The 25,634-nt window shown below is 71.3% G+C and carries 18 protein-coding genes; 14 read left to right on the top strand and 4 right to left on the bottom strand.

Features of this window, described 5'->3' with window-relative positions; translation table 11 throughout:
- The first annotated feature begins 15 nt into the window (after positions 1-15).
- The 13 genes from ACHUEU_RS12160 (at position 16) to ACHUEU_RS12100 (ending at position 18,220) form a co-directional block, all read left to right on the top strand.
- Positions 16-810: an enoyl-CoA hydratase/isomerase family protein gene (locus tag ACHUEU_RS12160; RefSeq protein WP_394216390.1), complete on the top strand. Its 795-nt coding sequence runs from the start codon at positions 16-18 to the stop codon at positions 808-810.
- 143 nt (positions 811-953) lie between these two features.
- The gene (locus ACHUEU_RS12155) at positions 954-2,198 is read left to right on the top strand and encodes an alanine racemase (protein ID WP_394216389.1); all 1,245 of its coding nucleotides are present in this window, start codon (positions 954-956) and stop codon (positions 2,196-2,198) included.
- Positions 2,199-2,235: 37 nt separating this feature from the next.
- Positions 2,236-3,930, top strand: coding sequence for an N-acyl-D-amino-acid deacylase family protein (locus ACHUEU_RS12150; RefSeq protein WP_394216388.1), 1,695 nt, complete (start codon positions 2,236-2,238; stop codon positions 3,928-3,930).
- Positions 3,927-4,307 carry a RidA family protein gene (locus ACHUEU_RS12145; protein ID WP_394216387.1) on the top strand — a complete coding sequence of 127 codons (381 nt, stop codon included), beginning with the start codon at positions 3,927-3,929 and terminating at the stop codon, positions 4,305-4,307. The genes ACHUEU_RS12150 and ACHUEU_RS12145 overlap by 4 nt, the downstream gene beginning before the upstream one ends.
- 158 nt (positions 4,308-4,465) lie before the next feature.
- Positions 4,466-5,611 (top strand): type III polyketide synthase, encoded by a 1,146-nt coding sequence (locus ACHUEU_RS12140; RefSeq protein ID WP_394216386.1) that lies wholly within the window; start codon positions 4,466-4,468, stop codon positions 5,609-5,611.
- Complete coding sequence (locus tag ACHUEU_RS12135) at positions 5,536-6,321, top strand: class I SAM-dependent methyltransferase (RefSeq protein ID WP_394216385.1); 786 nt, start codon at positions 5,536-5,538, stop codon at positions 6,319-6,321. Before ACHUEU_RS12140 ends, ACHUEU_RS12135 begins: the two co-directional genes overlap by 76 nt.
- Positions 6,318-7,550, top strand: coding sequence for an FAD-dependent oxidoreductase (locus ACHUEU_RS12130; RefSeq protein WP_394216384.1), 1,233 nt, complete (start codon positions 6,318-6,320; stop codon positions 7,548-7,550). Before ACHUEU_RS12135 ends, ACHUEU_RS12130 begins: the two co-directional genes overlap by 4 nt.
- Before the next feature lie 65 nt (positions 7,551-7,615).
- Entirely contained in the window at positions 7,616-9,136 is a 1,521-nt protein-coding gene (locus tag ACHUEU_RS12125) for a DUF3375 domain-containing protein (protein WP_394216383.1), read from the top strand.
- Entirely contained in the window at positions 9,129-9,818 is a 690-nt protein-coding gene (locus tag ACHUEU_RS12120) for a DUF4194 domain-containing protein (RefSeq protein ID WP_394216382.1), read from the top strand. The genes ACHUEU_RS12125 and ACHUEU_RS12120 overlap by 8 nt, the downstream gene beginning before the upstream one ends.
- Positions 9,815-13,258, top strand: a complete 3,444-nt coding sequence (locus ACHUEU_RS12115; RefSeq protein ID WP_394216381.1) for an ATP-binding protein — start codon at positions 9,815-9,817, stop codon at positions 13,256-13,258. The genes ACHUEU_RS12120 and ACHUEU_RS12115 overlap by 4 nt, the downstream gene beginning before the upstream one ends.
- Positions 13,255-14,457 carry a Wadjet anti-phage system protein JetD domain-containing protein gene (locus ACHUEU_RS12110; protein WP_394216380.1) on the top strand — a complete coding sequence of 401 codons (1,203 nt, stop codon included), beginning with the start codon at positions 13,255-13,257 and terminating at the stop codon, positions 14,455-14,457. The genes ACHUEU_RS12115 and ACHUEU_RS12110 overlap by 4 nt, the downstream gene beginning before the upstream one ends.
- A gap of 158 nt (positions 14,458-14,615) precedes the next feature.
- Positions 14,616-15,842 carry an ATP-binding protein gene (locus tag ACHUEU_RS12105; RefSeq protein ID WP_394216379.1) on the top strand — a complete coding sequence of 409 codons (1,227 nt, stop codon included), beginning with the start codon at positions 14,616-14,618 and terminating at the stop codon, positions 15,840-15,842.
- Positions 15,843-15,901: 59 nt separating this feature from the next.
- Entirely contained in the window at positions 15,902-18,220 is a 2,319-nt protein-coding gene (locus tag ACHUEU_RS12100; RefSeq protein ID WP_394216378.1) for an AAA family ATPase, read from the top strand.
- Positions 18,221-18,336: 116 nt separating this feature from the next.
- Here ACHUEU_RS12100 and ACHUEU_RS12095 read toward each other — a convergent pair whose 3' ends face one another.
- The 4 genes from ACHUEU_RS12095 to ACHUEU_RS12080 form a co-directional block, all read right to left on the bottom strand.
- Positions 18,337-19,782, bottom strand: coding sequence for an aldehyde dehydrogenase family protein (locus tag ACHUEU_RS12095; protein WP_394216377.1), 1,446 nt, complete (start codon positions 19,780-19,782; stop codon positions 18,337-18,339).
- Between the two features lie 96 nt (positions 19,783-19,878).
- Complete coding sequence (locus tag ACHUEU_RS12090) at positions 19,879-21,399, bottom strand: APC family permease (protein ID WP_394216376.1); 1,521 nt, start codon at positions 21,397-21,399, stop codon at positions 19,879-19,881.
- 103 nt (positions 21,400-21,502) lie between these two features.
- Positions 21,503-22,534, bottom strand: a complete 1,032-nt coding sequence (locus ACHUEU_RS12085) for an AraC-like ligand-binding domain-containing protein (protein ID WP_394216375.1) — start codon at positions 22,532-22,534, stop codon at positions 21,503-21,505.
- Positions 22,535-22,684: 150 nt separating this feature from the next.
- A complete protein-coding gene (locus ACHUEU_RS12080) occupies positions 22,685-23,281 on the bottom strand; it encodes a TetR/AcrR family transcriptional regulator (protein WP_394216374.1) in 597 nt (198 codons plus the stop codon).
- A 243-nt stretch (positions 23,282-23,524) separates the two neighbouring features.
- On the opposite strand from ACHUEU_RS12080, the gene ACHUEU_RS12075 reads away from it, so the two are divergent.
- A complete protein-coding gene (locus tag ACHUEU_RS12075; protein WP_394216373.1) occupies positions 23,525-25,492 on the top strand; it encodes a primary-amine oxidase in 1,968 nt (655 codons plus the stop codon).
- Positions 25,493-25,634 lie beyond the last annotated feature (142 nt).

Here is a 25,634-nt window from a genome sequence, read left to right as displayed (position 1 = left end):
CAGAGAGAGCAGACCATGACGGATCCGCAGTCCCCGCCCCTCACGACGCTCCGCACCGAGGTGAGAGACCGGATCGGCACGATCACGCTGCACCGTCCGGAGCAGCGCAACGCCCTGAACCAGGCCCTGCTCGCGGAGCTCTCCGCCGTGCTGGACGCCTGGGAGGCCGACGCCGCCGTGCAGGGGATCATCATCACCGGCAGCGGCCCGCAGGCCTTCGCGGCCGGGGCCGATATCTCCGAGGTCGCGGCCTGGGGCGTCACCGATGGGCTGGCCGCGACCATGCAGCGCCTCTACGACCGGCTCCAGGACTTCCCCAAGCCCACCCTCGCCGCGCTGGGCGGCGTCGCGATGGGCGGCGGGCTCGAGCTGGCGATGAGCTGCGACCTCCGGATCGCCGCCGAGGAGGCGCGGATGGGCCTGCCGGAGGTGGGACTCGGGGTGCTGCCCAGCGCCGGCGGCACCCAGCGGCTCTCCCGCCTGGTGGGCACCGGCCGGGCGCTCGAGATGATCCTGACCGGCAGGGCGCTGAGTGCCGAGCAGGCCGAACGGTACGGCCTGGTGACCACGGTGGTGCCCGCGGCGGACCTGCTGCCCACCGCGGCGGAGATCATGAGGAGGATCCTCGCCAAGGGCCCGCTGGCCGTACGGCTCGCCAAGATGGTCATCGGCCCCGGTCACGATACGGATCAGCGCACCGGGCTGCTGCTGGAGCAGCTGGCGCAGACGCTGCTGTTCACCACCGCGGACAAGGCCGAGGGCACGGCGGCGTTCCTGGAGAAGCGGGCACCGGATTTCGACGGGCGGTGACGAGATCCGCCAGCAGGTGCTCGGCGGGGTGGGCGATCTCGGCGATGCGATGGCCCGTCTCCCTGCGTGTGCGCGGCTTGAACTTCTCCCCCGGGCCCCGGAGACTCGCAGTCGTCTCTTCCCCGAGCCGAGCGAGGCCATCGATGCCCGAGCACGTCCCGTCCACCACCGAACGCACCGTCCAGCCCGGCGACAAATCCTTCCCCGCCGAGCTCGTGGGCCGCCCGATCACCGCGCTGGAGGCACCCCTCAGCAGCTTCTCCACCCCGCTGCTCGTGCTCGACGAGTCGGCGATCGCCCACAATCTGCAGGTCATGGCGCGGTGGGCGGAGCAGCGCGGTCTCGAGCTGATGCCGCACGGGAAGACCACCATGGCGCCGGCGCTGTGGGCGCGGCAGCTGACGGCCGGCTGCACCGGGATCACGGTCGCCACCGGCTGGCAGGCGGATCTCGCGCTGCGGGAGGGGATCCGGACGGTGCAGCTGGCGAACACCTGCACCGATCCCGCGCTGCTGCGCCGGCTCGCCGCCCACCTGGCGGAGCATCCCGAGCAGGAGCTGGTGTGCTGGGCGGACAGCCTCGCCACCATCGACCTGCTCGAACGCGAGCTGCCGGCCGGTGCCTCCCTCGGGGTGCTGGTGGAGCTGGGCGCCGACGGGGCCCGCACCGGAGCGCGTGAGGAGGCGACGGCCCGGGAGATCGGCGAGCGCATCGCCGCCTCCGCGGTGCTGCACCTGGTCGGCGCGGCCGGGTATGAGGGCGCGATCGCCCATGACCGCTCCCCCGCCTCCCTGGCTGCGGTCTCCGCCTACTGCGCGGCCCTGGCCGCGCTCGCGGAGTCGCTGCGCCCGCTGATCGCGGGGACCCCCTGGGTGAGCGCCGGCGGCAGTGCCTACTTCGATCTGGTGGCCGAGGCGTTCGCGCCGCTGAGGGACATGCGCAGGATCCTCCGCTCGGGCGCGTACATCGTCCACGACTCCGGCTTCTACCGCGGGATCTCCCCGCTGGACACCGCCCGTGGCCTCCCCGAGCACGAGGCGCTGCTGCCGGGGATGCACGCCCGCGCCCGGGTGGTCTCGATGCCGGAGCCCGGGCTGGCCCTGCTCGATGCCGGGAAGCGCGACGTGCCCTACGACGAGGGTCTGCCCGTCCCGCTCGGCGTCGCCACCGCGCTCGGCGGTCCGGAGCGTCCGCTGGAGGGGGAGATCACGGCCCTGAACGACCAGCACGCCTTCATCCACCACACCGGTGCGACGGAGCTCGCCCTCGGGGACGTGGTCACGCTCGGGCTGTCCCATCCGTGCACGGCCTTCGACAAGTGGCGGCTGATCCCGGTCGTGGACCCCGCGACCGGCACGGTGCACGAGGCCGTGGAGACGTTCTTCTGAGGGCGCGAGCGAGGTCCCAGCCGATGAGCACCCCCCGATGAGCGCCGTGCTGCTCCGCGGCGGCCGGGTCGTCACCCCGGACGGCCTGGTCCGGGCCGACGTGCTCGTCGAGGGCGCGCGGATCACCGCCGTCGGCCGCATCGACCCCTCCCGCACCCGGGAAGCGCAGGTGCTCGAGGCCGAGGGGCGCCTGGTGATGCCCGGATTCATCGACGCCCATTCCCACGCCGAGGGGGCCGTGTTCGAGCCCGAGGTGCAGCTGGCGCTCCTGCGTCAGGGGGTGACCAGCGTGATCGGCGGGCAGGACGGCGTCTCCTACGCCCCCGGCGACGGCGCCTGGGCGAGTGAGTACTTCGCGGCGATCAACGGCCCCCACCCCACCTTCCGCGGCGGCTCGGTGGCCGATCTGCTGCGCACCTACGACGGCGCGGTGCCGCTGAACGTCGCCTACCTGGTGCCCGCCGGGACCGTGCGCCAGCAGGTGATGGGCGGCGCCGCGGGCCCGGCCGGCCCCGCCGAGCGCGCGGCGATGACGGCGCTGGTCGCCCGCGCGGTGGCCGACGGGGCGGTGGGGCTCTCGAGCGGACTGGACTACACCCCGGGCCTGTTCGCGGAGGCCGAGGAGATCGCGGCGCTGTGCGCTCCTCTCGCCGCCGCCGGGTTGCCGTACGTCACGCATATGCGCGGCGGCTACGAGGAGAACTCGCAGGTGGGGATCGAGGAGGCAGCCCATATCAGCCGCACCGCCGGGGTGGCGGTGCACATCTCCCACTTCCATACCCGGGCCGCGGAGGCCGAGCGGCTGCTGGGCCTCCTCGCACGGGAGGGCGTGGCGGCGAGCTTCGACGCCTACCCGTACACGCGCGGCTGCTCCCTGCTGGGGATGACCCTGCTGCCACCGGCGCTGAACGCGATGGCTCCCGGGGAGGCGAGCGCGCTGCTGCGGGACCCCGCCCGGCGGGAGCTGCTGCGTCGCGATTGGTTCCCCGCCGTGGCGCAGCATCCGAGCCTCGGGCCGGACTGGCCGGAGCTGCTCACGATCGCCCACACCGTCGCCGAGGAGTTCGCCTGGGCTCCCGGGCTCACCCTCGCGCAGGTCGCTGTGCGTCGCGGCACCGATCCGATCGAGGCGGCGCTGGACCTGCTGGCGGCGTCCGCGCTCGAGGTGAACGTGGTGATGGCGGTGCGCGACCAGCGCCCGGTGGAGGACCTGGGAAGGCTGCTGGCCCATCCGCAGCATCTCGGAGGGTCCGACGGGATCTTCATCGGCGCCCATCCGCATCCTCGATCCCGCGGCACCTTCGCCTCCTACCTCGCCACCTACGTGCGCGAGCACGGCGTCCTCGACTGGAGCCAGGCGGCGCAGCACCTCTCCTCCGGCGCGGCGGAGCGCTTCCGGCTCGGCGACCGCGGCGCCGTCGCCGCGGGGTTCCTGGCCGATCTGGTGCTCGTGGATCCCGCAGCCGTCAGCGATCGCGCCACCTACCAGGACCCGCTGGCGATCGCCGAGGGGATCGAGGACGTGCTGGTGGCCGGGCGGCCCGTGCTCGCCGACGGCCGCCTGACCGGTGAGCTGCCCGGTCGCGGACTGCGCGCCGCATCCCGCAGACCGCTGCCGGACACCGCCACCGCCCCGCAGCCCGACGACGTAGCCTGCTCGGTCCCGCCGAGCCCACGGGGCAGCGCCCCGGCCGCGCCGACGCACCGCCCACCACCTCAAGGAGCACCATGAGCCACAAGCACCCCCTCCGCAGCGACGACGCCCCGCAGCCCGCGGGCCCCTACAGCCAGGCGATCGTGACCGGCGACCTGCTGTTCACCGCCGGTCTCGGCCCGCAGCACCCGGCCACGGGCGAGGTCGCCGCCTCCGTCGGCGAGCAGACCCGGCAGGTGCTGCGGAACCTCGAGGCGGTGCTCGCCGAGAGCGGCGCCACCCTCGACGATGCGCTGAAGGCCACCGTGCACCTCGCCGATCTCGCGGATGTCCCGGAGTTCAACGAGGCGTACCGCGAGTTCTTCACCGAGCCGTACCCGGTGCGCACCACCGTCGGCTCCCAGCTGGACAGCATCCTGGTCGAGATCGACCTGGTGGCCCGGATCCCCAGCTGACCCCGGCCCGGCGGCGGGCCCGGCGCGCCGCGATCCCGCCGCCGGTCCGAGCGGTCAGTCCCTTGGGACATCCCGACCGGGGGCGTACCGTGCGAGGCGGGACACGCACCCCACCGCCGGGGCCTGGTCGCTGTCCCCGCCGACGACAGGAGACCAGCATGGGCCCGAACGTCACGATGCGGTCGCTGGAGACCGCCGTCCCCGCCACCGAGCTCCGCCAGTCCGAGGTGCGCGATGCGCTCGCCGCGCAGCCGGACCTCACCCGCCTCGGGAAGCGCCTGATCAGCACCTCCTTCGATGTCTCCGGCATCGAACGCCGCTTCAGCGCCCTGTCCGAATGGCACGGGGTGGCCGACGGCGAGGAACCGGTGTTCTTCGAGGCCGGGACCGGGCGGTTCCTGCACCCGCCCACCGGTGCCCGCAATCAGGTCTACGAACGGGAGGCCACCGCACTGTACGAACGGGTCGCGGCCGCCGCGCTCGAGGCCGCGGAGGGGATCTCCGCTGCGGACGTCACCCACGTCATCACGGTCTCCTGCACGGGCTTCTTCGCCCCCGGCCCCGACTACCGGATCGTCCGCTCCCTCGGCCTGGACTCGTCCGTGCAGCGCTACCACCTGGGGTTCATGGGCTGCTATGCGGCGCTGCCGGCCCTCCGTCAGGCCCAGACGATCTGCCGCGCCGATCCGGACGCGGTGGTGCTGATGGCCACCGTCGAGCTCTGCACCCTGCACGTGCGCCCCTCGAACGATCCCGACACCATCGTCGGCTCGTCCCTGTTCGCCGACGGCGCCGCCGCCGCGATCATCACCGGGAAGGACCTGCCCGCGAGCACGCCGCTGCTGGAGCTGGACCACTTCGAGACGGTGCTGACCCCGGTCGGCGAGGAGGCGATGGCCTGGCGCATCGGCGACCATGGCTTCGAGATGGTGCTGGGCACCTACGTCCCCCACATCATCGACGAGCACATCACGGGCGCTCTCGAGCCGCTGTTCGCGCATGAGCCCGAGCTCGCGGGGCTGCCTCACCGCGACATCGAGCACTGGGCGATCCATCCCGGCGGGCGCAGCATCCTGGACAAGGTCGAGGCCAAGCTCGACCTCACCGAGTCCCAGCTGGTCCCCGCCCGGGAGACCCTGCGCGACTTCGGCAACATGTCCAGCGCGACCGTGATGTTCGTGCTCCAGCGGATCCTGCGCTCGGCGACCGCCGGCCGCCGGGAGCGGGTGTGCGCGATGGCCTTCGGGCCGGGTCTGACGGTGGAGACGGCGCTGCTGAGCACCCTCGGCGCGCCCGCCCCGTGATCCTGCCCTCCCTCGCCGCGCGGGACGAGCACGCGCGGGAGCGGATGGACGACCCTTCGTGCGATCCGCGCCGGCTCGCCCGCACCTACGCCTCCTTCCGTCCGGTCAACGCCGCGGTCGCCGGCTGGCGCCAGGCCTACCGCCGCCACCTGCGGCCGCACCTGCGGGCCGAGGGGCCGACGACTCTGCTGGACGTCGGCTGCGGCGGCGGGGACGTGGCCCGGGCCCTGGCCCGCTGGGCGCGCCGGGACGGCTACGACCTGCGCGTGACCGGGATCGATCCTGATCCGCGGGCCCATGACTGGGCCCGGTGCCGGCCTCCCGTCACGGGGGTGCGGTTCCGCCGGAAGCTCTCCAGCGAGCTGGTCGCCGCCGGCGAGCGCTTCGACCTGGTGATCTCCAACCACCTGCTCCATCACCTCAGCCAGGAGCAGCGGGACGGCCTGCTCGAGGACTCCGCCCGCCTGGCCCGCCGCGCGGTGGTGCACAGCGACATCCGCCGCGGCCGGCTCGCCTATGCCCTGTTCTCCGTGGCCACCTGGCCGCTGTTCCCCGGCACCTTCATCCGCGAGGACGGCCTCACCTCGATCCGCCGCAGCTTCACCGCTCCCGAGCTGCGCGCCCGGGTCCCGTCCGGCTGGACGGTGAGCACGCCGGGACGCTTCCGACTGCTGCTCCTGCACGACGCACTCGCCCCGGCGCGGCGATGACGGTCCCCGTCGCGCAGGACGAGTGCGCCGTGCTGATCGTCGGGGCCGGGCCGACGGGTCTGCTGCTGGCCTGCCTGCTCGCCCGGCGCGGGGTGGAGGTGCGCGTGCTGGAGCGACGCACCGAGGCCCCGGTCAGCTCACGCGCGATCGGCCTGCACCCGCCGGCGCTGCGCGCCCTGGCCGAGATCGGCCTGGAGCGGGAGGCGGTCGCCCTCGGCGAGCGGATCCGCGTGGGCCGTGCGCGGTGCCGGGACCGGGAGCTGGGCTCGGTGGACTTCGCCCGGGCCGATCCGCGCCGTCCCCACGTGCTCGCCCTGCCCCAGACCCTCACCGAGGACCTGCTGGCCCGGCGACTCGCGGCGCTCGCCCCCTCGGCGCTGCGGCGGGGCTGGGAGCTGACGGACCTGCAGGAATCCGCGCGCACGGTCGCACTCACCGCGAGAGACAGCGGCGGAGGCAGCGGCACCCTCCAGCTGCGGGCGGGCCTGGTCGTCGGCGCCGACGGCTCCCGCTCCCGGGTGCGCTCCCTGCTCGGGATCACCACCAGCGGATGCGACTATCCCGATACCTACCTGATGGGGGACCTCCGCGATCCCGCGGCCACGGGCGACGCGGGCGGCGGGCGCGAGGCGGTCGTGCATCTCGAGCCCGGCGGGGTCGTGGAGTCCTTCCCGCTGCCCGGCGGCCGGCGGCGCTGGGTCGTGCACACGGGGAGAGCCGGCACCGATCCCTCCCCCGCGCGGCTGGTCGCCCTGGTCCGCGAACGCACCGGCACCGTCCTGGACCCGGCGACGACCACCATGCTCAGCGCCTTCACCGTGCGCCGCCGCACGGCGCGGCGCCTGCTGACCGGGCGCTGCGTGCTGCTGGGCGATGCCGCGCACGAGGTCAGCCCGATCGGCGGGCAGGGCATCACGCTGGCCTGGCTGGACGCCCTCGACCTCGCCCCGCTGCTGGCGCGGCGCCTCGCCGAGGACCGCAGCGGTGCGCTGCAGGATGACCCCGCCTGGTGCCGCGCCGAGCGGAGGATCCGCTGTCGGGCCCGGCTCGCCGGCGCGGTCGCGGCGGCCAACACCGTGCTCGGCCGACCGGCCGGGGCGAGAGTCTCGACGCTGCGCGCCCTGGCGGTGCGGGTACTGCTGGCCACGCCGCTGCGGCGCGGGCTGGCGTGGGCGTACTCGATGGGATGGGTGCGAGTGCGCGGCCCGGATGTCGGCCCACCTCCGTAGGCTGTGCTCGTCCCCGCGGGTCCCTTTCCGGCCCGTGCCCCTCGACCCAGGTGAGGAGAGTCCCGATGACCGGCGTCGCCCGTGCGCTCGAGAACCGCGCCCTGTTCGAGGGCTACGGCGTGCTCAAGCTCCTGCGCACCGACCACGCACCCACCACCCTGGGTCTGCTCGGTGAACACCTGGCCGGTAATGTGCGCACCCGCACGGCGGCCGATCTCTACGACCTGCTCACCGCGGACCTGGAGGAGCTGCGATTCCATGGGCTCGATCTGCCCCGCACGGCCCAGCAGTACTGCGCGAGCTGGGTCAGCCAGGGCTTCCTCACCCGGCGCGCCGCGCGGGAGGAGCGCACAGAAGAGTTCGCCCTCACGGAAGAGGCGCATGGTGCGCTTCGGGTGATCGACCAGTTGCACACCCCGCGCGATGCCGTGACCCGCTCGCGCCTCGCGCTGCTGACGGAGCGCCTCGCCGCCCTCGCCCGCGACACCGATCCCGACGCCGCCGGTCGCCTGGACGCCCTCCGTACCGAACGTGACCGTCTCGAGGAGCAGATAGCGACAGTGCTCGAGCTGGGCGCCGATCCTCTGCCCCCGGCCCAAGCGCTCGAGGCCGCGGAGGAGCTCTACTCGCTCGCTATCGACGTCCCCTCGGACTTCACCCGGGTGCGGGGCGAGCTGGAGCGACTGCACCGCCGACTGCGCCTCGACCTGGTCGAGCACGAGGGATCGCAAGGCGAGATCCTCGAACAGCTGTTCCTCGGCGTCGACGCGATCGAGGACTCCGAGGCGGGGCGCTCCTTCGCAGCGTTCCACAGCATGCTCATCGACCCCATCCAGGAGTCCCGCTTCCACGAGGCGGTCGATGCACTCGCCTCCCGCCCCTTCGTCGCCCGCTTCGGACGCGAGCGGATCTTGTACCTGCAGTCCTATCTCTCGCGCCTGCAGCGGGAATCGCACCAGGTGCGCCACGCCATGATCGACCTGTCCCGGTCGCTCCGGGAATTCGTCCGCTCCCGCCAGTTCGAGGAGTTCCGCGCGCTCGCGGACCGTCTCCGTCGGCCGCAGCGGATCGGTCTGGAGATCGCCCCGCACGTGCGCCCGCACATGAAGCTGGGAGTGGCTCTCACCCTGTCGACCTTCACCCCACGGTCCATCGGCCAGCTGCGCCTGCTGGTCCCCTCCGACGTCACCGCCGAGGATGATTTCGCGCCCGCGGCCGCCGGCGCTGTGCTGGATCTCGAGGCGCTGCGCGCCACGGTGCGGGAATCGGAGATCGACCTGGCCGAGCTGACCGATGCAGTCGACGATGTGCTGACCCGTCGACCGTCGGCCACCATCGCCGAGGTGCTTCAGGAGCATCCCGCCACTCAGGGCCTCGCCTCGATCGTCGGCCTGCTGGTGCTGGCCCACCGCCATGGTGAGCGCACCCCCGAGGCCGAGGACGCCGCCGAGTCCGTGCGCTGGCGGGTGGCCGGCCCCGGCTCCGCGGGCAGCACCGCCGACGACGGCTCGCCCGGCCTCTCACGCAGCGCCCGCATCACCTCCTATCGCTTCACCCGACCCCTCAGGGAGCCCTCCCGTGACTGACCTCGACCTCACCGATGACCGGGTCGTCCTGTGGCCCGGCGACCCCGGCACCCTGCCGTTGGAGGTGCGCCGCACACTGGTGGCGCTGCTGCGCGGCCCGTACATCTCCCATCGGCGTGACTCTCTGGTCTGGTCGGCGCTGCTGGCCCACGAGACCGTGGTGCGCCGACACCTCGGGGACCTGCTGCTCGAGCTCGTGATCGACGCCGACGCCGAGGTCGCCTTCTCCCGCAACCTGGTGCCCGATCCGGATTTCGACCGTCACGTCCCGAGCGTGCTGCGCAAGGCCGCGCTGAGCTTCATCGACTCCGCACTGCTGCTCCATCTGCGCCATCTGCTGCTCCAGGGCGCGGCGCAGAACGAGCGGGTGGTCGTAGGCCGCGACGAGATCGACGCACACATGCAGGCCTACGCGACCTCCTCCGGCAACGACCCGGCGCAGTTCGCCAAGCGGCTGACGGCCAGCCTGAAGCGGATGCGGGACTGGTCGATCCTGCTCACCACCGACACCGAGGAGCGCTGGGAGGTGTCCTCGGTCCTCGCCCTGATCCTCACCCCTGAGGAGATCGGCGGGATCGAGGCCGAGTACGAGCGGCTCCGGGACCACGGGGCGCCCGATGGCGAGACCGCGGACCAGGAGAACGAGAGCGCGCCCGAGGACGAGGACGAGGAGATGGCATGACCCAGATCGGACTCGACCTCGACACGGCACAGGACGAAGCATCGCAGACCCCGGGGGTGCCCGCGCCCGGCCAGATGCGGCTGGCCCGCCTGCAGCTGCACAACTGGGGCACCTTCGACAAGAGCCACGATCTGCCCGTCCCCCGCTCCGGCCTGCTGCTGACCGGTGAATCGGGCTCCGGGAAATCCTCGATCCTGGACGCGCTCAGCGCCGTCCTCATGAAACCCGGAGAGACCCGCTTCAACGCCGCCGCCCAGGACGGGCCCGCCGGGGACCGCGACCGCACCCCGATGAGCTACGTGCGCGGTGCCTATCGCCGCCACGCGGACGAAGCCACCGGAGAGGTGCGCCCCGGCTACCTGCGCGAGGCCACCACCGTCTCCGGCATCGCGCTGACCTTCGAGAACGGACAGGGCCGGGTCGTCACCGCAGTGCGGGTGATGCACGTGGCCGGCCGCTCCGCCACCGCCGCTGACCTCCGTTCCGCGTTCCTGCTGTTCGACCGAGCCCTCGAGCTCGCGGAGGTGCTGACCCTCAGCGGCTCCGGCATCGACCGTCGCCGGCTGCGCCGCGCGCTCTCACCCCTGGTCGCCGAGGAGACGTACCCGAAGTTCGGGGTGCAGCTGCGCCGTCTTGCCGGGATCGGCAGCGAGGACGCCCAGCGCCTGCTGCACCGCACCCAGTCCGCGAAGTCCCTCACCTCGCTCGATGACCTGCTGCGTGGTTTCATGCTCGAGACCCCGTCCACCTTCACGCAGGCGGATCTGGCCGTCGAGCATTTCCGGGCGCTGCAGGACGCGCACGCCACTGTCGTCGACGCACGCGAGCAGATCGAGACGCTGCTGCCTCAGCGCACGCACTGGGAGGCCCACCGCGCCGCGACCGGGCAGCAGACTCACCTCACCGCCTTGCTCGGCTCCGTCGGCACCTACCGGTACACGATGCTCGCCGAGCTCTCCGCCCGTGACCTGGAGTCCCATCGCGCCCAGCTCGAGGCGACGGGTGCCGCGCTCACCCGGGCGGACCGCGCCGAGGCCGACGCCCGCGAGGTCGAGCACGGTGCCCGGCAGGCGCTGGACGATCGCGGCGGCGCGGCGCTGCAGGTGCTCGAGAGCCGGATCGAGACCGCCGGGGATCACCTGGAGCGGACCCGTCGGGCCCTCGACCGCCTCGCCCCGCTGCTGGAGAGGCTCGGCTCCCCGCTCCCCATGCGGGCCGAGGACCTCGCCTCCGCGCATGCCACGGCGCGCCGGGAGCAGCAACGGATCCTCGAGCAGACCGCCCAGCTCGCTGAGGGGGCCGGGCCCGTGCACGTCGCGCGCGAGGACTGCTCGCGCCGCATCGCGGCGACGCTCTCCGAGATTCGTTCGCTCCAGGAGCGGCGCTCGAACCTCCCCTCCCGTCTGGTGACGGTGCGGGACGAGCTCGCGCGAGAGGCCGGGGCATCCGCCGCCTCCCTGCCCTTCGTCGGGGAGCTGATGGATGTGCGGGACGAGGCCTGGCAGGGAGCCGTCGAGCGCCTGCTGGGTGGCTTGGCGACCACGATCCTGGTTCCCGAACGCCTCTACCCTGCGGTCGCCGCTGCCGTGGACGATCGGCACTGGGGGACGCGGGTCTCCTACGAGCGGGTGCGCGAGCACGCCCGCTCCCGGGACGACGACTCACCCCGCTCCGACCGCACGGTGCTGTCCGTGCTGCAGCTGACCGAGTCCCCGTTCCGTGAGTGGCTGCGTCGCCGGATCGCCACCGGATTCCCGCACGAGCTGGTCGACGACGCGCGCGAGATGGCCCGTCACGAGAAGGCGCTCAGCCGTGCCGGCCAGATGAAGAACGGCGACAGGCATGTCAAGGACGACCGCCACCGGATCGACGACCGGCAGCGCTGGGTGATCGGCACGAGCAATGATGCGCTGCTGGAGCTGCTGCGCGGCGAGCTCGAGGCGAGCCGCACCGAGCTGGCTCACCAGGAGGAGTCCCTGGCCGGGCTCGAGCGCGAGCGCCGCGCCCTGACGACCCGGGACCAGGACCTCGTCCAGCTGCTGGCGATCAGCTGGGACGAGATCGACCGCGAGGACGCCGCCCGCCGCCATGAGGAGCTCCACGCGCAGCGCCGCGCCCTGCTCGCCGACGCTGACCTCGCCCAGCTCCAGGCCGTCCACCAGCGGGCGACCACCGAGCTCGAGGAGGCGCGCTCCGCCCGGGACCGGGCCCGCGGCGCCCACCACGACGCCCAGCAGGCTGTCGGCGACGCCGAGACGGACCGCCAGCAGGCCCGCACCGAGCTCGCGGGACTCACTCTGGATCCCGATCACCGGGTGGAGTTCGAGCGCCGGGTCCGCACCCGGCGCGGCATCGTGGATCGCAGCCAGCTGGCCGACGTCATCAGCACCATGAACGACGGCATCCGCGACGACCTGGATCACGCACGGGATACGCTGCGCACCAGCGAGTCCGCCCTGGCTTCGGCCCGAATCCTCTACCTGCGGCGCTGGGCGGAACGGTCCGTCAACCTGGTCGACACCCTCGAGGCGACACCGGACTTCCTGGCGATCCTGTCCCGACTGGAGGCGGATCGTCTTCCCGAGTTCGAGGACCGGTTCCGCACGATGCTGCGCACCCAGTCGCAGAACAACATCGGCCAGCTGCGGGCGGACATCAGCCACGCGATCCGCGATGTGCAGCAGCGCCTGGCGCCCGTGGACGAATCGCTGCGCGCCACCCCCTTCGACTCCGAACGGAAGACCTGGCTGACGCTGGTCGCCCACCAGAAGCTCAGCGAGGAGGTCAAGGCCTTCCTCGCCGAACTGCTCGCGATCACCCAGGGCGCCTTCGATCAGGGCGAGCAGGACTTCGCCGCGGACGAGGCGCGGTTCGCGCGCATGGACACGCTGCTGCGCCGGCTCGGCTCGGTGGAGACCACCGACCGCTCCTGGCGCGCCCGCGTGCTGGACACCCGGCGCCACGTCGAGTTCTCTGCTCACGAGCTCGACGCCTCCGGTGCGACGGTGGACGTCTATCGCGGCTCCGACGGCCGCTCGGGCGGGCAACGACAGCGCCTGGTGACGTTCTGCCTCGCCGCCGCGCTGCGCTACCAGCTGACCGAGACGGCAGAGGGGATACCCCCGTACGGGCTGGTGGTGCTCGACGAGGCCTTCGACAAGACCGACGTCCACTTCACCCGGGCGGGCCTGGAGGTGTTCCGCTCCTTCGGCTTCCAGCTGCTGCTGGCGACGCCGCTGAAGATGCTGCAGACGATCGAGGAGTACGTCGGCGGGGCGGCCGTGGTCGCGAATCCGAGCGGCCGGGCCTCGAGCCTGGCGGCGGTGGAGTTCACCGCGGACGAGAACGCCCACGCCGCCGAGGCGGGCCGCCGGGTGAGCCCGGACGAGGAGCTGGGCAGGCCGATGAGTAGGTCCGAAGGCGGAGAGATCGAGGGATGAGGGGCCCCGACCACGTCCAGGGTGTGATTCGCCGCCGCTGGGACCGCAGCGTCCCGCAATGGCTTGCCACGCCCACCGAGGCGCGCCTCGCGCTCCCGCTGCACCCTCCGACCTCGTCGCAAGCGCTCGCGGAGCCCGCCGCGGTCGCCGCCTGGATCGAGGCCTGGCACACGGCCCCGGTGGTGCTGCGCGAGCACGCCGTCTGGGAGGAACGGCGCTGGGCGCAGCTCGGCACGCAACGGATACCCGTGCGCTGGGAGGCGACCGGCGCCGAGACCCTCCTGCGCGGCGCCGGCGACGCGGCCCAGCGCGAGGCTGCGCTGCTCAGCGCCCGCTTCGAAGCCGCCGTCGCGCTGCTCACGCAGCACTCGGAGCTCGCGCCCGACGCTGCGCGCCACGCGGTCGCGTCAGCTGTCGACCGTTTCCGAGTGCAGTGGCTGCGGATGAGCGACGCCGACGCCGAGCTGTCGATCCACGTGGCTGACTGGTTGCTCCAGCACCCTGACTCTGGCCTGCGCATCCGCCAGATCCCCTTCCCCGGGATGCACACCAAATGGCTGCGGGACCGCCGTGCCCTGGTGTCCCGGCTCGTCGGTGCCGTTCGGGCCGACGGCTCCGTGGAGCTCGGCCTCGCTCCGGCCCCGGTATTCCACGACCTGCTCATCCTCGACCCGGGGTACCGACCGGCGAGCACCGGCCCCGCCTTCCCGCGCGCCTCCCGGATCGCGCTCGCGGATCTGCCGGGGATCCCGCTCTCGCCCGAGGTCGTGATCGTCTGCGAGAACGCGGAGACGGTGCAGGTACTGCCCGACATCCCGGGCTCGGTCGCACTCAGCGGCAGCGGCTATGGGATCGCGGAGCTGCTCGCCGTCCCCTGGGTGCGCTCCGTGCCGGTGGTCTACTGGGGAGACATCGACGCCGACGGATTCCGGATCCTGGACCGCGCCCGCCATCACCATCCGCGGGTGAGCAGTGTCCTCATGGACGATACGACTCTGGAGACGCATCGCGAGCTCGTCGTCCCTTCCCCGCCCCGGCCACCGGCGGCGCTGACCGGCCTGTCCCCAGCCGAGCTCGCGCTGCACGATGCGCTCAGCGTCTCCGGGGACCGCCTGGAGCAGGAGCGGATCGAGCTGAGGTATGCAGTGGCGGCGCTGCGCACAGGGGTGGGATCCATTCACGCTGTCACGTCGGACTGAGGTCCGTCCACTCGCCACACGGAGCCGACCCTCCCTCGTGCTCAGGGCGGGAGGAACCATCCTCTCAGCTGCGCGATGTGGACAACACCCGGGACTTACAATCTTTAGGTAGGTTTACCTCATTCCAATAAAGCCCCCTAAGCATCCTAAGGACCAGCGTGGACCCCGTCACCAACCCCTACACCCCCAACGCAGGCGCCCGCCCCGATGTCCTCGCTGGCCGCGACGATCAGCTGACGTCCTTCTCCGTCTTGCTCCGACGCGTCACACGAGGCCGAGCAGGCCGGTCAATGATCATCACCGGGCTGCGCGGCGTCGGAAAGACGGTGCTGCTCGGCCAGTTCCGGGACAAAGCTCTGGAACAGGGTTGGAGCGTCCTCGACCATGAGGTGTCCAAGCACGATGATGACGATTTTCGTCGGCTCTTCGCGCTGAAGTTGAGAACGGCTCTTCTCGACCTCGCACCCCGCGCGCGCTGGACTGACAGGTTCAGAAAGGCCGCGGCCGCTCTGTCATCCTTCACGATCAGCGTGGATCAGGCCGGACAGTTCCAAGCCGGACTGAATGTCGACGCGATCGAGGGGCTCGCCGATCACGGCGACCTCTCCATGGACCTCACCGATGTGTTCGTCGCTCTCGGTGAAGCGGCGAAGGAGCGAGGCCGAGGCGTGGTGATCCTTCTCGATGAGGTGCAATTCCTGACGCACGGCCAGCTCGAAGCCGTGATCCTCGCTCTGCACAGGACGGTGCAGCGCTCCCTGCCGATCGTGCTGGTCGGCGCGGGGCTCCCACAGGTCCCCGAGCTCGCCGGAGACGCGAAGTCCTACGCCGAACGACTCTTCACCTTTCCCACCATTGCGAATCTCTCTGATGAGGACTCTCACCACGCCCTCAGGGAGCCAGCCCGTATGGAGGACGCAGACTACGACGACGAAGCACTCGAGCGAGCCTTCGAGGTCACCGGCGGCTATCCGTACTTCATCCAGGAGCTCGGGTGGGCAGCCTGGGGGGTTGCGGACGCAAGCCCGATAACTCGGGCCGACGTGGAGGACGCGATCGATCACTACCAAGCAAAGCTCGATTCCTCATTCTTCCGTGTGCGACTGGACCGTGCGACGGAGTTGCAGACCGCATATCTACGGGCCATGGCCGAGCTCGGACCAGAACCGCAGAAGGCATCAGACGTCGCCGCGCTGCTCGACAGGGAGTCCACGCAGCTCGGCCCTACTCGAGCAGAGCTGATCGACATGGGCCTTCTCTACACACCTACACATGGGTACGCCGCCTTCACCGTCCCCCACTTCGACAAGTTCATGCGGCGAGCGATACCGGAGCTGATCATCCCCGCGAAGCGGCAGCGTCGCCCACCACGAACGGCATCCTGACCCACGGCCCACACACCGCGCGGACACACCATCTCGCCGCTCTCCGGGACAATGGGCATATGGCCCCCACCCTCACCCTCACCGACGAGTTCCAGGACGCCCTGGATCACCTGCACGCCGGGGACCATCTCTTCCTCACCGGTCGGGCGGGGACCGGCAAGTCCACGCTGATCCGGCACTTCCTGGAGACCACGGAGCGTTCCGCGATCACGGTCGCCCCCACCGGGATCGCGGCGTTGAATGTGGACGGGTACACGATCCACCGGCTGTTCTCCTTCCCGCTCGGGGTCAGCGAGGAGCTGGTGCGCGGGGGCGACTACTACCCCGGCCGCTTCGCGAGGGCGCTCGCGGCGCTGGACACGCTGATCGTCGACGAGGCCTCGATGGTGCGGGCGGACCTGTTCGATGCGCTGACCGCGGCGCTCGAGCGCTTCGGCCCGAAGCCCGGCACGCCCTTCGGCGGGGTGCAGCTGGTGCTGGTCGGGGACCTCTACCAGCTGCCGCCGGTGGTCACGGATGCGGAGGCCGCCTTCATCGAGGGCCGCTTCGGCACCCCGTTCTTCTTCTCCGCCCGCTCCTTCGACCGCGACACCTTCCCCGTCGTCGAGCTCACCACGGTGTTCCGCCAGCTCGGGGACGACCGCCTGGTGGATCTGCTGAACGCCGTGCGTGAGGGCGCCCTGCTCGAGGACGCCCGCCACGAGCTGAACCGGCGCACGGATCCGGATTTCGACCCCCCGCTGGAGGAGTTCTGGCTGACGCTGGCGACCACGAACCGGATCGTCGGTGCCCGCAATCGGCAGCAGCTCGAGCGCCTGCCGGATCCTGCCCGGTCCTTCACTGCGGCGATCCGCGGCCGGACCGACGGCTTCGAGCACCCCACCGAGGCGACGCTCCGCCTGGCCGTCGGCGCCCAGGTCATGATGCTCACCAACGACCCCTCGGACCGCTGGGTCAACGGCACCCTGGGACGGATCATCGCTCTCACCGAGGACACCGCCGACGCCGACGGGCCGGTGGTCACCGTCCAGCTGCGCGATGGCCGCACCGTCGAGGTGCCGCCGCACACCTGGGACATCACCCGTCCCAGCGTGCAGGGCGGCGCGCTGGTGCACGAGGTGGTCGGCACCTTCACCCAGCTGCCGATGAAGCTGGCCTGGGCGATCACCATCCACAAGTCCCAGGGGCAGACCCTCGATCGCGTGCTGGTGGACCTCACCGGCGGCACCTTCGCCAACGGTCAGCTGTACGTGGCGCTGTCGCGCTGCACCAGCCTGGAGGGGCTGGTGCTGAAGCGGGACGTGCTGCCGCGCGACCTGAAATCCGATACCCGGGTGCGACGCTTCCTCGCCGCGCACGCCGCGCCGGCGGAGGAGCTCGGCGAGGTGTACCTGGCCGTGCTCACCGTCGGCAATGACGGGGACCGCTACCGGGCCCGGCCGGTGGAGATCGCGGTGGTCACCGACGAGGGCGATGAGGCCACCACCGTCATCAACCCCACCAGTGACCTGTTCGCCGCGCGCACCGATTTCGGGATCACCACCCGGGACGTGCAGCTGGCGCCGCTGCTGGCCGAGGCCTGGCGGGCCCTGTCACCGCTGCTGGCCGGGCGGGTGCCGATCGGGGCGCGGATCGATCAGCAGCTGGCGTGGATCGACTTCGAGCTCAAGCGCAACGGGATCGTGGCACAGATACCGCTGGGGATCGACCTGCCCACCGTCGCCCTCTCCCTCGCCGACCGCACCGGGCTGCGCGCCCCGACGGCGCTCGAGCGCGCCCGGACGGTGCGTGCAGCGGTGCAGCAGCTGCGGGCCGAGGACGCGATGCCGAGCGTCGGCGGGACCGCCTTCCCACAGCTGCTGCGCGGGAGCGGCTACCTGCTGGCCCGCAGCACCGGGGCCGACGGGACGGACGGTCCGGAAGGGTTCGTCGTGGGCGGGAACCTCTCCGCCGAGGACGACGCCGCCCAGGTGCTCGCCGACGCCCTCGGAACGGCATGGGAGCGGGTGCTGCACCCTGACGAGATCGTGACGGACCGCTTGCGTGCCGTCGAGCAGCACTACGGGGTCCACGTGCTCCCCGAGGACTTCGCGCTCGAGGAGCAGAGCACGCTCGAGGCGATGCTGGTGCCCGGGGCGCGGGTCTGCTTCACCGGCGAGGTGGTCTCCGACGTCCATGGCGTCATGGGACGGGACCGGATGGAGCGTCTCGCCGAAGATCGCGGCCTGCGGGCCGTCGCCACCGTCACCAAGACGAAGACCGACGTCCTGGTGGTCGCCGAGCTCGGCACCCAGTCCCACAAGACCAAGAACGCCGTGAAGTGGGGCAAGCCCGTGATCGCGGCCGAGGACTTCCTGGACTGGGCACAGCCGGACTGAGCACGAGTGCGCGTCCCGGGCCCGGGCCCGGGACGCGCTGCATTCACGGCTGCCCCGTCGTGGCCCGAGTGGATTCGGCGGGGCGTACGGCGCAGTGGATTCCGGTCGCGCTCAGATCACCAGCTGGTGACCTTGGGCAGAGCGACCGACTTCAGCCCCTCCACCCCGAACTCCAGACCCTGCCCCGATTCCTTGATCCCGCCGAAGGGCATCCGGGGATCCACGGCGCCGTGCTTGTTGATCCAGGTGGTGCCGGCCTCGATTCGTGAGGCCACCTCACGAGCGCGATCGATGTCCGAGCCCCAGACCGAGGAGCCCAGGCCCACGTCGAGACCGTTGGCCCAGGCGATGGCCTGGTCCAGCTCGGTGTACTTCACGATCGGCAGCACGGGGCCGAACTGCTCCTCCGCCACCAGCGGATTGTCGTTGTCGATGTCCGCGACCAGCGTGGTCGGGTAGAAGTGACCGGTCCGGTCCGCCACCGGGTCGCCGCCGAGCAGGATGGTGGCCCCGGCGCTGCGGGCCTTCTCCACCAGGTCCGCCACGATGTCGTACTGGGCCCGGTTCTGCAGCGGACCGAGCACGTTCTGCTCCTCCAGTCCGACGCCCATCGGCATCTTCTCGGCGACCGCCACGAGCGCCCGGCACACCTGCTCGTACTGCGACTCGTGCACGTACAGCCGCTTCATCGCCGCACAGGTCTGGCCGGTGTTGATGAACGCACCCCAGAACAGGTCCTCGGCGATCGCCTCCGGATCCGCATCGGGCAGCACGATCCCGGCGTCGTTGCCGCCCAGCTCCAGGGTCAGGCGCTTCACCGAGTCCGCCGCCGAGCGCATGATCGCCTTGCCGGTGGCCGTGGAGCCGGTGAACATCACCTTGTCCACCCCGTCGTGCGCCGTCAGAGCCGCTCCGAGGGCTCCGTCACCGGGCAGCACCTGCAGCAGACCCTCCGGCAGCACCTGGTTCATCACGGCCACCAGCGCGGAGACGGACAGCGGCGTGTACTCGCTCGGCTTGAGCACGACGGCGTTGCCCATCCGCAGCGAGGGCGCGATCTGCCAGACGGAGATCATCATCGGCCAGTTCCACGGACCGACCGCCCCGACGACGCCCACCGGCACGTACTCGAGCACGGCCGTGCCGGACTCGTCATCGACGAGCACCTCCGGCTCCAGCTCGAAGGCCGCATTGGCCCGCAGCCAGGCCGCGCAGGCCCCGACCTCGAATCGGGCGTTCGGTCCGTTCAGCGGCTTGCCCTGCTCCCGGGACAGCAGCGTGGCCAGGGCCTCTGCCGAGGCCTCGATCGCCTCGGCCGCACGGTTCAGGACCTCCGAGCGCTCGGCGTGGCTCGTGCCGGCCCAGGCGCGCTGCGCCTCCCGCGCGGTCGCTACCGCGCGGTCCACATCCGCCACGCCGCGCTGCGGGGCTCGGCCGACCAGCTCTCCGGTGGCCGGGTCCAGGATCTCCACCCCGTCACCGGCGGGGGCCTCGATCGCCGCCAGCAGGGCGGCGACGTCGCTCAGATCGGTGGCATCATTCTTCGTCGTCTGACTGGTCATGGTGTTCCTTTCCTCAATTCTCTGCAGGGCAGTGCGGGGGTGGGGTGCGGTCGGTCGGTGCTCCCGGTCGGCGGGGGCCGGCCGGCGGTGGGGAGGTCACTCCAGCCCACCGCCCGCGCCGATGCCGCGGTAGGTCTGCGGGCGCCCGCTGCGCAGCCACAGCGCCCAGACGGTGCCGACCAGTCCCGGTGCGAGCACCACGGCGGGCAGCAGCCAGCTCAGCACGCTGTCCCCCTGCAGACCGATCAGCACGTCGAAGTTCACCATGATCACGAGGAACAGCGCGAGGAGTCCGACGGCGGCCAGCGCGGGGGCGATGACACGGGTCCAGGTCGAGTACTCGCCGGAGAAGCCGCGCAGGTATCCCAGGACCGCGAGGGAGGTCAGGGCCATCAGCAGGACCAGACCGAAGGCACCGGTGTTCGTCAACCAGGTGAACAGCGTGACCACCGGGAACAGGGGATCCTCCGAGCGGGAACCGACCGCGGCGAACACGAGGATGACCACGAGTGCCAGACCCGACTGGGTCAGGGACCCTGCCACGGGCGCCCCCGAACGGCGACCGGTGCGACCCAGCCATCTCGGGAGCACACGCTCCCGCCCCAGGGCGAAGAAGTAGCGGGAGACGATGTTGTGGAAAGCCACCAGCGCGGCGAACAGGCTCGTGATGAACAGCAGGTTCGCCAGCGTCACGAACCACTCCGCGGAGTGCTCGGCGAGGAGGACGAACATCAGGTCCGGTCCGAACTCCTGCGCACGGGAGACGACCTGGGAGGGGCCCTCGCCGATCACCATGGCCCAGGAGGAGAAGGCGTAGAACAGCGCGATGATGCTGATGGCGATCAGGGTGGCGACGCCGGCGGTGCGGCGAGGATCCTTGACCTCCTCGTTGTAGATCGCGCCGGATTCGAAGCCCATGAACGCCGCGATCGAGAACGCGAGCGCTGCTCCCACCCCGGTGGCGAACAGCTGATCGGGGACCAGCCCGTCCGCGGTGATCCCTGCGGGCGCTGCGCCGAGAGCGAGCACGTCATAGATGATCACCACGAGGAACTCGAGGCTCACCACGATGCCGAGCACCTTGGCGGAGAGGTCGACCCGGTTCAGCCCCATGACGCCCACGACCACCCAGCCGAGCAGCGCGCAGATCCACCAGGACAGCGAGATGCCCATGACGCCGTCGAGGAACATGGACAGCGCGAAACCGAACAGGCCGGCGATCCCGATCTGCATCGCGTTGTAGGCGACGACGGCGACGAGGGAGGCCCCCACCCCGACCGGCTTGCCGAGGCCCTTGGCGATATAGGCGTAGAACGCGCCGGCATTGTGGACATGACGGCTCATGGCGGCGTAGCCGATGGAGAACAGCACCAGGACGACGCCGAGCACCAGGAAGGACAGCGGGACGCCGACCAAGGTGGTCACGCCGAAGTTGCTGGGCACCCCGCCGGCCACCACGGTGAGCGGGGCGGAGGCGGCGATGATCATGAAGACCAGGGCGGGGATGCCGATGCGGCGTGCGCCCAGCTGATCGCGGCCGCCGGCAGCGCCCGCGGTGCCGGCGGCTTCTGCTGTGGTCGTTCCGGCACCGTGCCGGGAACTCGAGGGCGTGGTCATGATCGTCTCCTTTGACGGACGGCTCCGGGACCGGAGGAGAGCGGTCGGCGGTGCTGTCGCCGCTCCGCGATGTGCTCCCCAGCAGACTGCCCCGGAACCGCCATCAGGCGCTTGGCCCGTGGAGCACGTCGCTTGACGATGCGTGCCGGCTCAGGTCCGAGACCGCGACCGCTCCCAGATGCTGCTGCCGGTACTGCGTCGGGGAGAGCCCGAACTCCGCGCGGAACAGACGGGAGAAGTGGGCCGGGTCCGGAAGCCCCCAGCGCGACCCGATCCCGGCGACCGGCACCTCCCGGCACAGGGGATCCTGCAGGTCGTGGCGGCATCGCTCCAGCCGTCGCTCCCGGATCCACCGGGAGACCGTGCGATCGGTGGTCGCGAACAGCTGGTGCAGCGCCCGGGTGGACATGAAATGCGCCGTGGCGATCATGTCCGGGTCGAGATCCGGGTCGGCCAACCGGGCTTCGATGAAGCGGTGGATCCGCCGCAGCAGCCGGGCCTGCCTGTTGCCGGCGGCCGGGTCCCTGGAGTACAGCTCATCCGCCAGGACGGTGGACAGCAGATCGACCACGTTCACGGCGAGACGATGGCCGATCGGGCCGTCCAGCGCGGGCAGCATGGAGCCGATCTGGGTGATGAAGGGGGCCACCGCCCGCCCCAGTCGGTGACCGGCCCCCATCGTGGTGGCCGTCATCTCGCCGACGTCCTCCTCCGCGAGGCCGGTCATCTGCCGGGGGAACATCAGCACCAGGGTGGAGAAGTCCTGCTCGAACGCGAGCGTGTACGGACGCTGCGTGTCATAGATCGCCAGGTCCCCCGGGGACAGCACGGTCTCCCGACCATCCTGGACCAGCAGCCCGTGCCCGCTGACCTGCAGATTCAGTTTGTAGTAGCCGGAAGGCGCCTCCGGCGCCGCCGACCCTCGCGCCGCCTGCGCGGCCACCAGCTCCGGGGTGCGCAGCACGGTGTGCGCACCGGCGTCGACCTTCATGATGGCGAGCTCCTGCAGCTGCCTCCCTGCGAGCTGCCCGCGGAAGGAGCCGGGCCGGTCGCGCTCCACCTCCAGCGGCACGAAGGACTCGGAGACGAGTCGGCGCCACCTGTCGAACGCGCTGGTGCTCTCCTGCTGGTACACGACGGCCCTCCTCGAGTCGACAGCCGGGGCGCCGTCGCCATGGCGCGGCTCACATCGTCGCCCACTGTAGGTCCGGCGGCGCGAAAAATCTCGCTTTCTCTCCACCGGGAGGAAATCGGGTGCGTCGAGGGGGCCGAGCCGCCGTCCCCGTCAGGCGCAGGCGCGCAGACGATCCAGCTGGGAGCCCAGCTGTCCCGTCAGCACGGCGGAGGTCATGCCCGAGGGGTCCAGCACTGCGGTGATCTGCGTTCCGAGCATGAAGTTCAGCAGTGCATCCGCAGTGGCCGGGATCTCGACCCGCGTCCCGAGGTCTCCGCTCTCCCGCGCCTGCTCCAGCCAACCGGTCAGGGCGCGCCGCCATTCGTCCATCGAGAGGTTGTTCAGCTCTGCGGCGTGGCGATCATGCGCCGCCTGCTGCCAGAAGGAGATCACGACTCGCGCCTCGTCCAATCGCTCCTCGTCCAGCGGGAGGACCTCGCGGCCGAAGGCCTCCAGGGCGGCCAGACCGCGCAGCCCCCGCGCGGCGACGCCGACGCGCCGATTGGTCCGCTCGAACACGTGGAAGTACGTGGCCTCGATCAGCGCCGCCTTCGTCGCGAAATAGGGCTTCAGCGCACCGTTGGCGAAGCCGGCCTCCGCCGCGATCTGACGCATGGTCGCCCCCGGGAGGCCGTTCCTGGCGATGATCCGCCAGGTGGCCTCCACCAGCTGCTCCCGCCGCTCACCGTGGTCCACGATCTTGGGCATGACCTCCCCTTCCCTCCGCGGTCAAGTCTCGCACCGATCTCACCGCAGGCGGCGCAGCAACGCGGACCGGGCGCTTCCTCCGCGCGCCGGGAGCAGTCCACTCCTTGCGGGACGCCGACGGAGTGCCTATCGTCTACACGTGTAGAGACTCAGGTGATCCACTTCATACCCTGGGCGCCGCTCGGCGTCGCGACGCTGCGACCCGATAGCTCCGTTTCTCCCCGCCATCCGAAAGGGACGAGCATGACTTCCACTGATACCGCCACCGGCACAGAGCCGGCCACGACGGCCGGCCACTACTCGCTGCAGACCGCGGAGGAGATCACCGCAGTCCGAGAGATCCTCACCGGGGCCGGCCTGTTCGGCTCGTCGACCCGCATCGCCTACCTCGGCCTTTTCGAACCCGCTCGCGGCACGGCTGCGGACCTCGCCGTCGCGCGCCGGTTCCGGGTGTTCCTGCTCGATGTCGACGACCACCGCTCCCATGAGGTGGTCGTCTCCGTCACCGACGGGACGGTCGAGTCGCACATCGAGCTGGACACGGCGGCCACCGGCGAGCTGCCGGTCCTCGAGGAGGAGTTCGAGGTCGTCGAGGAGGTGCTGGCCCAGGACGAGAAATGGCTCGCCGCCCTGCAGCGGCGCGGCCTGCCCGTCGAGGAGGTGCGTGTCGCACCCCTGTCCGCAGGGGTCTACGAGTATCCGGAGGAGAAGGGGCGGCGCATCCTGCGTGGCCTGGCGTTCCATCAGCAGCACGAGACCGACTCCGCCTGGGCGCATCCGATCGACGGTCTCGTGGCCTACGTGGACGTGTCCCACCGCACGGTGGACCAGGTCCTGGATCTCGAGACGGTCCCCGTGCCCGCCGAGCACGGGAACTACACCGACCCGGCCCTGACCGGTCCGCTCCGCAGCACGCAGAGGCCGATCGAGATCACCCAGCCGGAGGGGCCCTCCTTCACCGTCACCGAGGGCAACCACGTCGAGTGGGAGAACTGGTCACTCGACGTCGGCTTCGACATGCGCGAAGGCGTCATCCTGCACAACATCGCCTTCCAGGACCAGGGCCGCAGGCGGACCATCCTGGACCGGGCGGCGATCGCCGAGATGGTCGTCCCCTATGGCGACCCGTCACCGATCCGGTCCTGGCAGAACTACTTCGACACGGGCGAGTACCTGGTGGGCCAGTGGGCCAATTCGCTCGAACTGGGCTGCGACTGCCTGGGAGACATCACCTACCTCTCCCCCTGGGTCGCGAACAACACCGGCGAGCCGCGGCAGATCAAGAACGGGATCTGCCTGCACGAGGAGGACTGGTCGATCCTCTCCAAGCACTCCGATCTGTGGTCGGGCGTCAGCTACACCCGGCGGAACCGACGCCTGGTGATCTCGTTCTTCACCACCGTGGGCAATTACGATTACGGCTTCTACTGGTACCTCTACCTGGACGGCACCATCGAGTTCGAGGCGAAGGCCACGGGCGTCGTGTTCACGTCGGCGCTGCCCGACGGGCCGACGGACTACGCCTCAGAACTGGCTCCCGGCCTGGGCGCCCCGTTCCATCAGCACATGTTCTCGGCCCGGCTGGACTTCTCCCTGGACGGCACCCCCTCCCGCGTGGAGGAGGAGGACGCGGTGCGGCTGCCGATATCGACGCAGAACCCGCGCGGCAATGCCTTCACCCGTCGACGCACCGTCCTGGCCACGGAGAAGCAGGCCCAGCGCCACGCCGACCAGTCCGTCAACCGCACCTGGGTGGTCTCCAGCGCGGAGGCCACGAATCGCCTGGGACATCCCGTGGCCTACAAGCTGCACCCCGAGGGACTGCCCACGCTGCTGGCCGCAGAGGGTTCGTCGATCCACGAACGCGCCGCCTTCGCCTCCAAGGCACTCTGGGTCACGCCGTATCGCGAGGAGGAGCGGTATCCGACGGGCGACTTCCCGAACCAGCACGCCGGCGGCGCCGGGCTTCCGGCGTGGACCGCGGCTGACCGCAACGTGGACGGCGAAGACCTGGTGCTCTGGCATACCTTCGGCCTCACCCATTTCCCCCGCCCCGAGGATTGGCCGATCATGCCGGTCGATCGGGTCGGCTTCCGTCTCCGTCCGGAGGGCTTCTTCGACCGCTCCCCCGTTCTTGACGTCCCCGCACCCGCCAGCAGCCATTGCGGAGCCCCCGATGACGACGCGGCAGGGAGCACCTGCACCTGCTGAGCAGCGCCGTCCGGCCGGGAGAGATCGGGCTGCCTCCCGGCCGGACGCAGCCAGCCGGCACGCGCCGCGCAGGGCGCCGTTCTCGGGCATGAAAAAAGGGAGTGGAGGAGGCGAACACCCCGCAGGGGTTCCAGCACTCCTC

Origin of the sequence: Brachybacterium vulturis (assembly GCF_043641765.1) — a bacterium.
GTDB classification, from domain to species: domain Bacteria; phylum Actinomycetota; class Actinomycetes; order Actinomycetales; family Dermabacteraceae; genus Brachybacterium; species Brachybacterium vulturis_A.
Note: the sequence above shows the minus strand (reverse complement) of the source record. Positions and strands in the feature narration are given on the sequence as shown.

What these genes read in the sequence shown, in the direction of transcription:
- ACHUEU_RS12160 (WP_394216390.1), top strand. Translation starts at nt 16, where the DNA reads ATGACGGATCCGCAGTCCCCGCCCCTCACGACGCTCCGCACCGAGGTG.
- ACHUEU_RS12155 (WP_394216389.1), top strand. Translation starts at nt 954, where the DNA reads ATGCCCGAGCACGTCCCGTCCACCACCGAACGCACCGTCCAGCCCGGC.
- ACHUEU_RS12150 (WP_394216388.1), top strand. Translation starts at nt 2,236, where the DNA reads ATGAGCGCCGTGCTGCTCCGCGGCGGCCGGGTCGTCACCCCGGACGGC.
- ACHUEU_RS12145 (WP_394216387.1), top strand. Translation starts at nt 3,927, where the DNA reads ATGAGCCACAAGCACCCCCTCCGCAGCGACGACGCCCCGCAGCCCGCG.
- ACHUEU_RS12140 (WP_394216386.1), top strand. Translation starts at nt 4,466, where the DNA reads ATGGGCCCGAACGTCACGATGCGGTCGCTGGAGACCGCCGTCCCCGCC.
- ACHUEU_RS12130 (WP_394216384.1), top strand. Translation starts at nt 6,318, where the DNA reads ATGACGGTCCCCGTCGCGCAGGACGAGTGCGCCGTGCTGATCGTCGGG.
- ACHUEU_RS12125 (WP_394216383.1), top strand. Translation starts at nt 7,616, where the DNA reads ATGACCGGCGTCGCCCGTGCGCTCGAGAACCGCGCCCTGTTCGAGGGC.
- ACHUEU_RS12115 (WP_394216381.1), top strand. Translation starts at nt 9,815, where the DNA reads ATGACCCAGATCGGACTCGACCTCGACACGGCACAGGACGAAGCATCG.
- ACHUEU_RS12110 (WP_394216380.1), top strand. Translation starts at nt 13,255, where the DNA reads ATGAGGGGCCCCGACCACGTCCAGGGTGTGATTCGCCGCCGCTGGGAC.
- ACHUEU_RS12100 (WP_394216378.1), top strand. Translation starts at nt 15,902, where the DNA reads ATGGCCCCCACCCTCACCCTCACCGACGAGTTCCAGGACGCCCTGGAT.
- ACHUEU_RS12095 (WP_394216377.1), bottom strand. Translation starts at nt 19,782, where the DNA reads ATGACCAGTCAGACGACGAAGAATGATGCCACCGATCTGAGCGACGTC.
- ACHUEU_RS12090 (WP_394216376.1), bottom strand. Translation starts at nt 21,399, where the DNA reads ATGACCACGCCCTCGAGTTCCCGGCACGGTGCCGGAACGACCACAGCA.
- ACHUEU_RS12080 (WP_394216374.1), bottom strand. Translation starts at nt 23,281, where the DNA reads ATGCCCAAGATCGTGGACCACGGTGAGCGGCGGGAGCAGCTGGTGGAG.
- ACHUEU_RS12075 (WP_394216373.1), top strand. Translation starts at nt 23,525, where the DNA reads ATGACTTCCACTGATACCGCCACCGGCACAGAGCCGGCCACGACGGCC.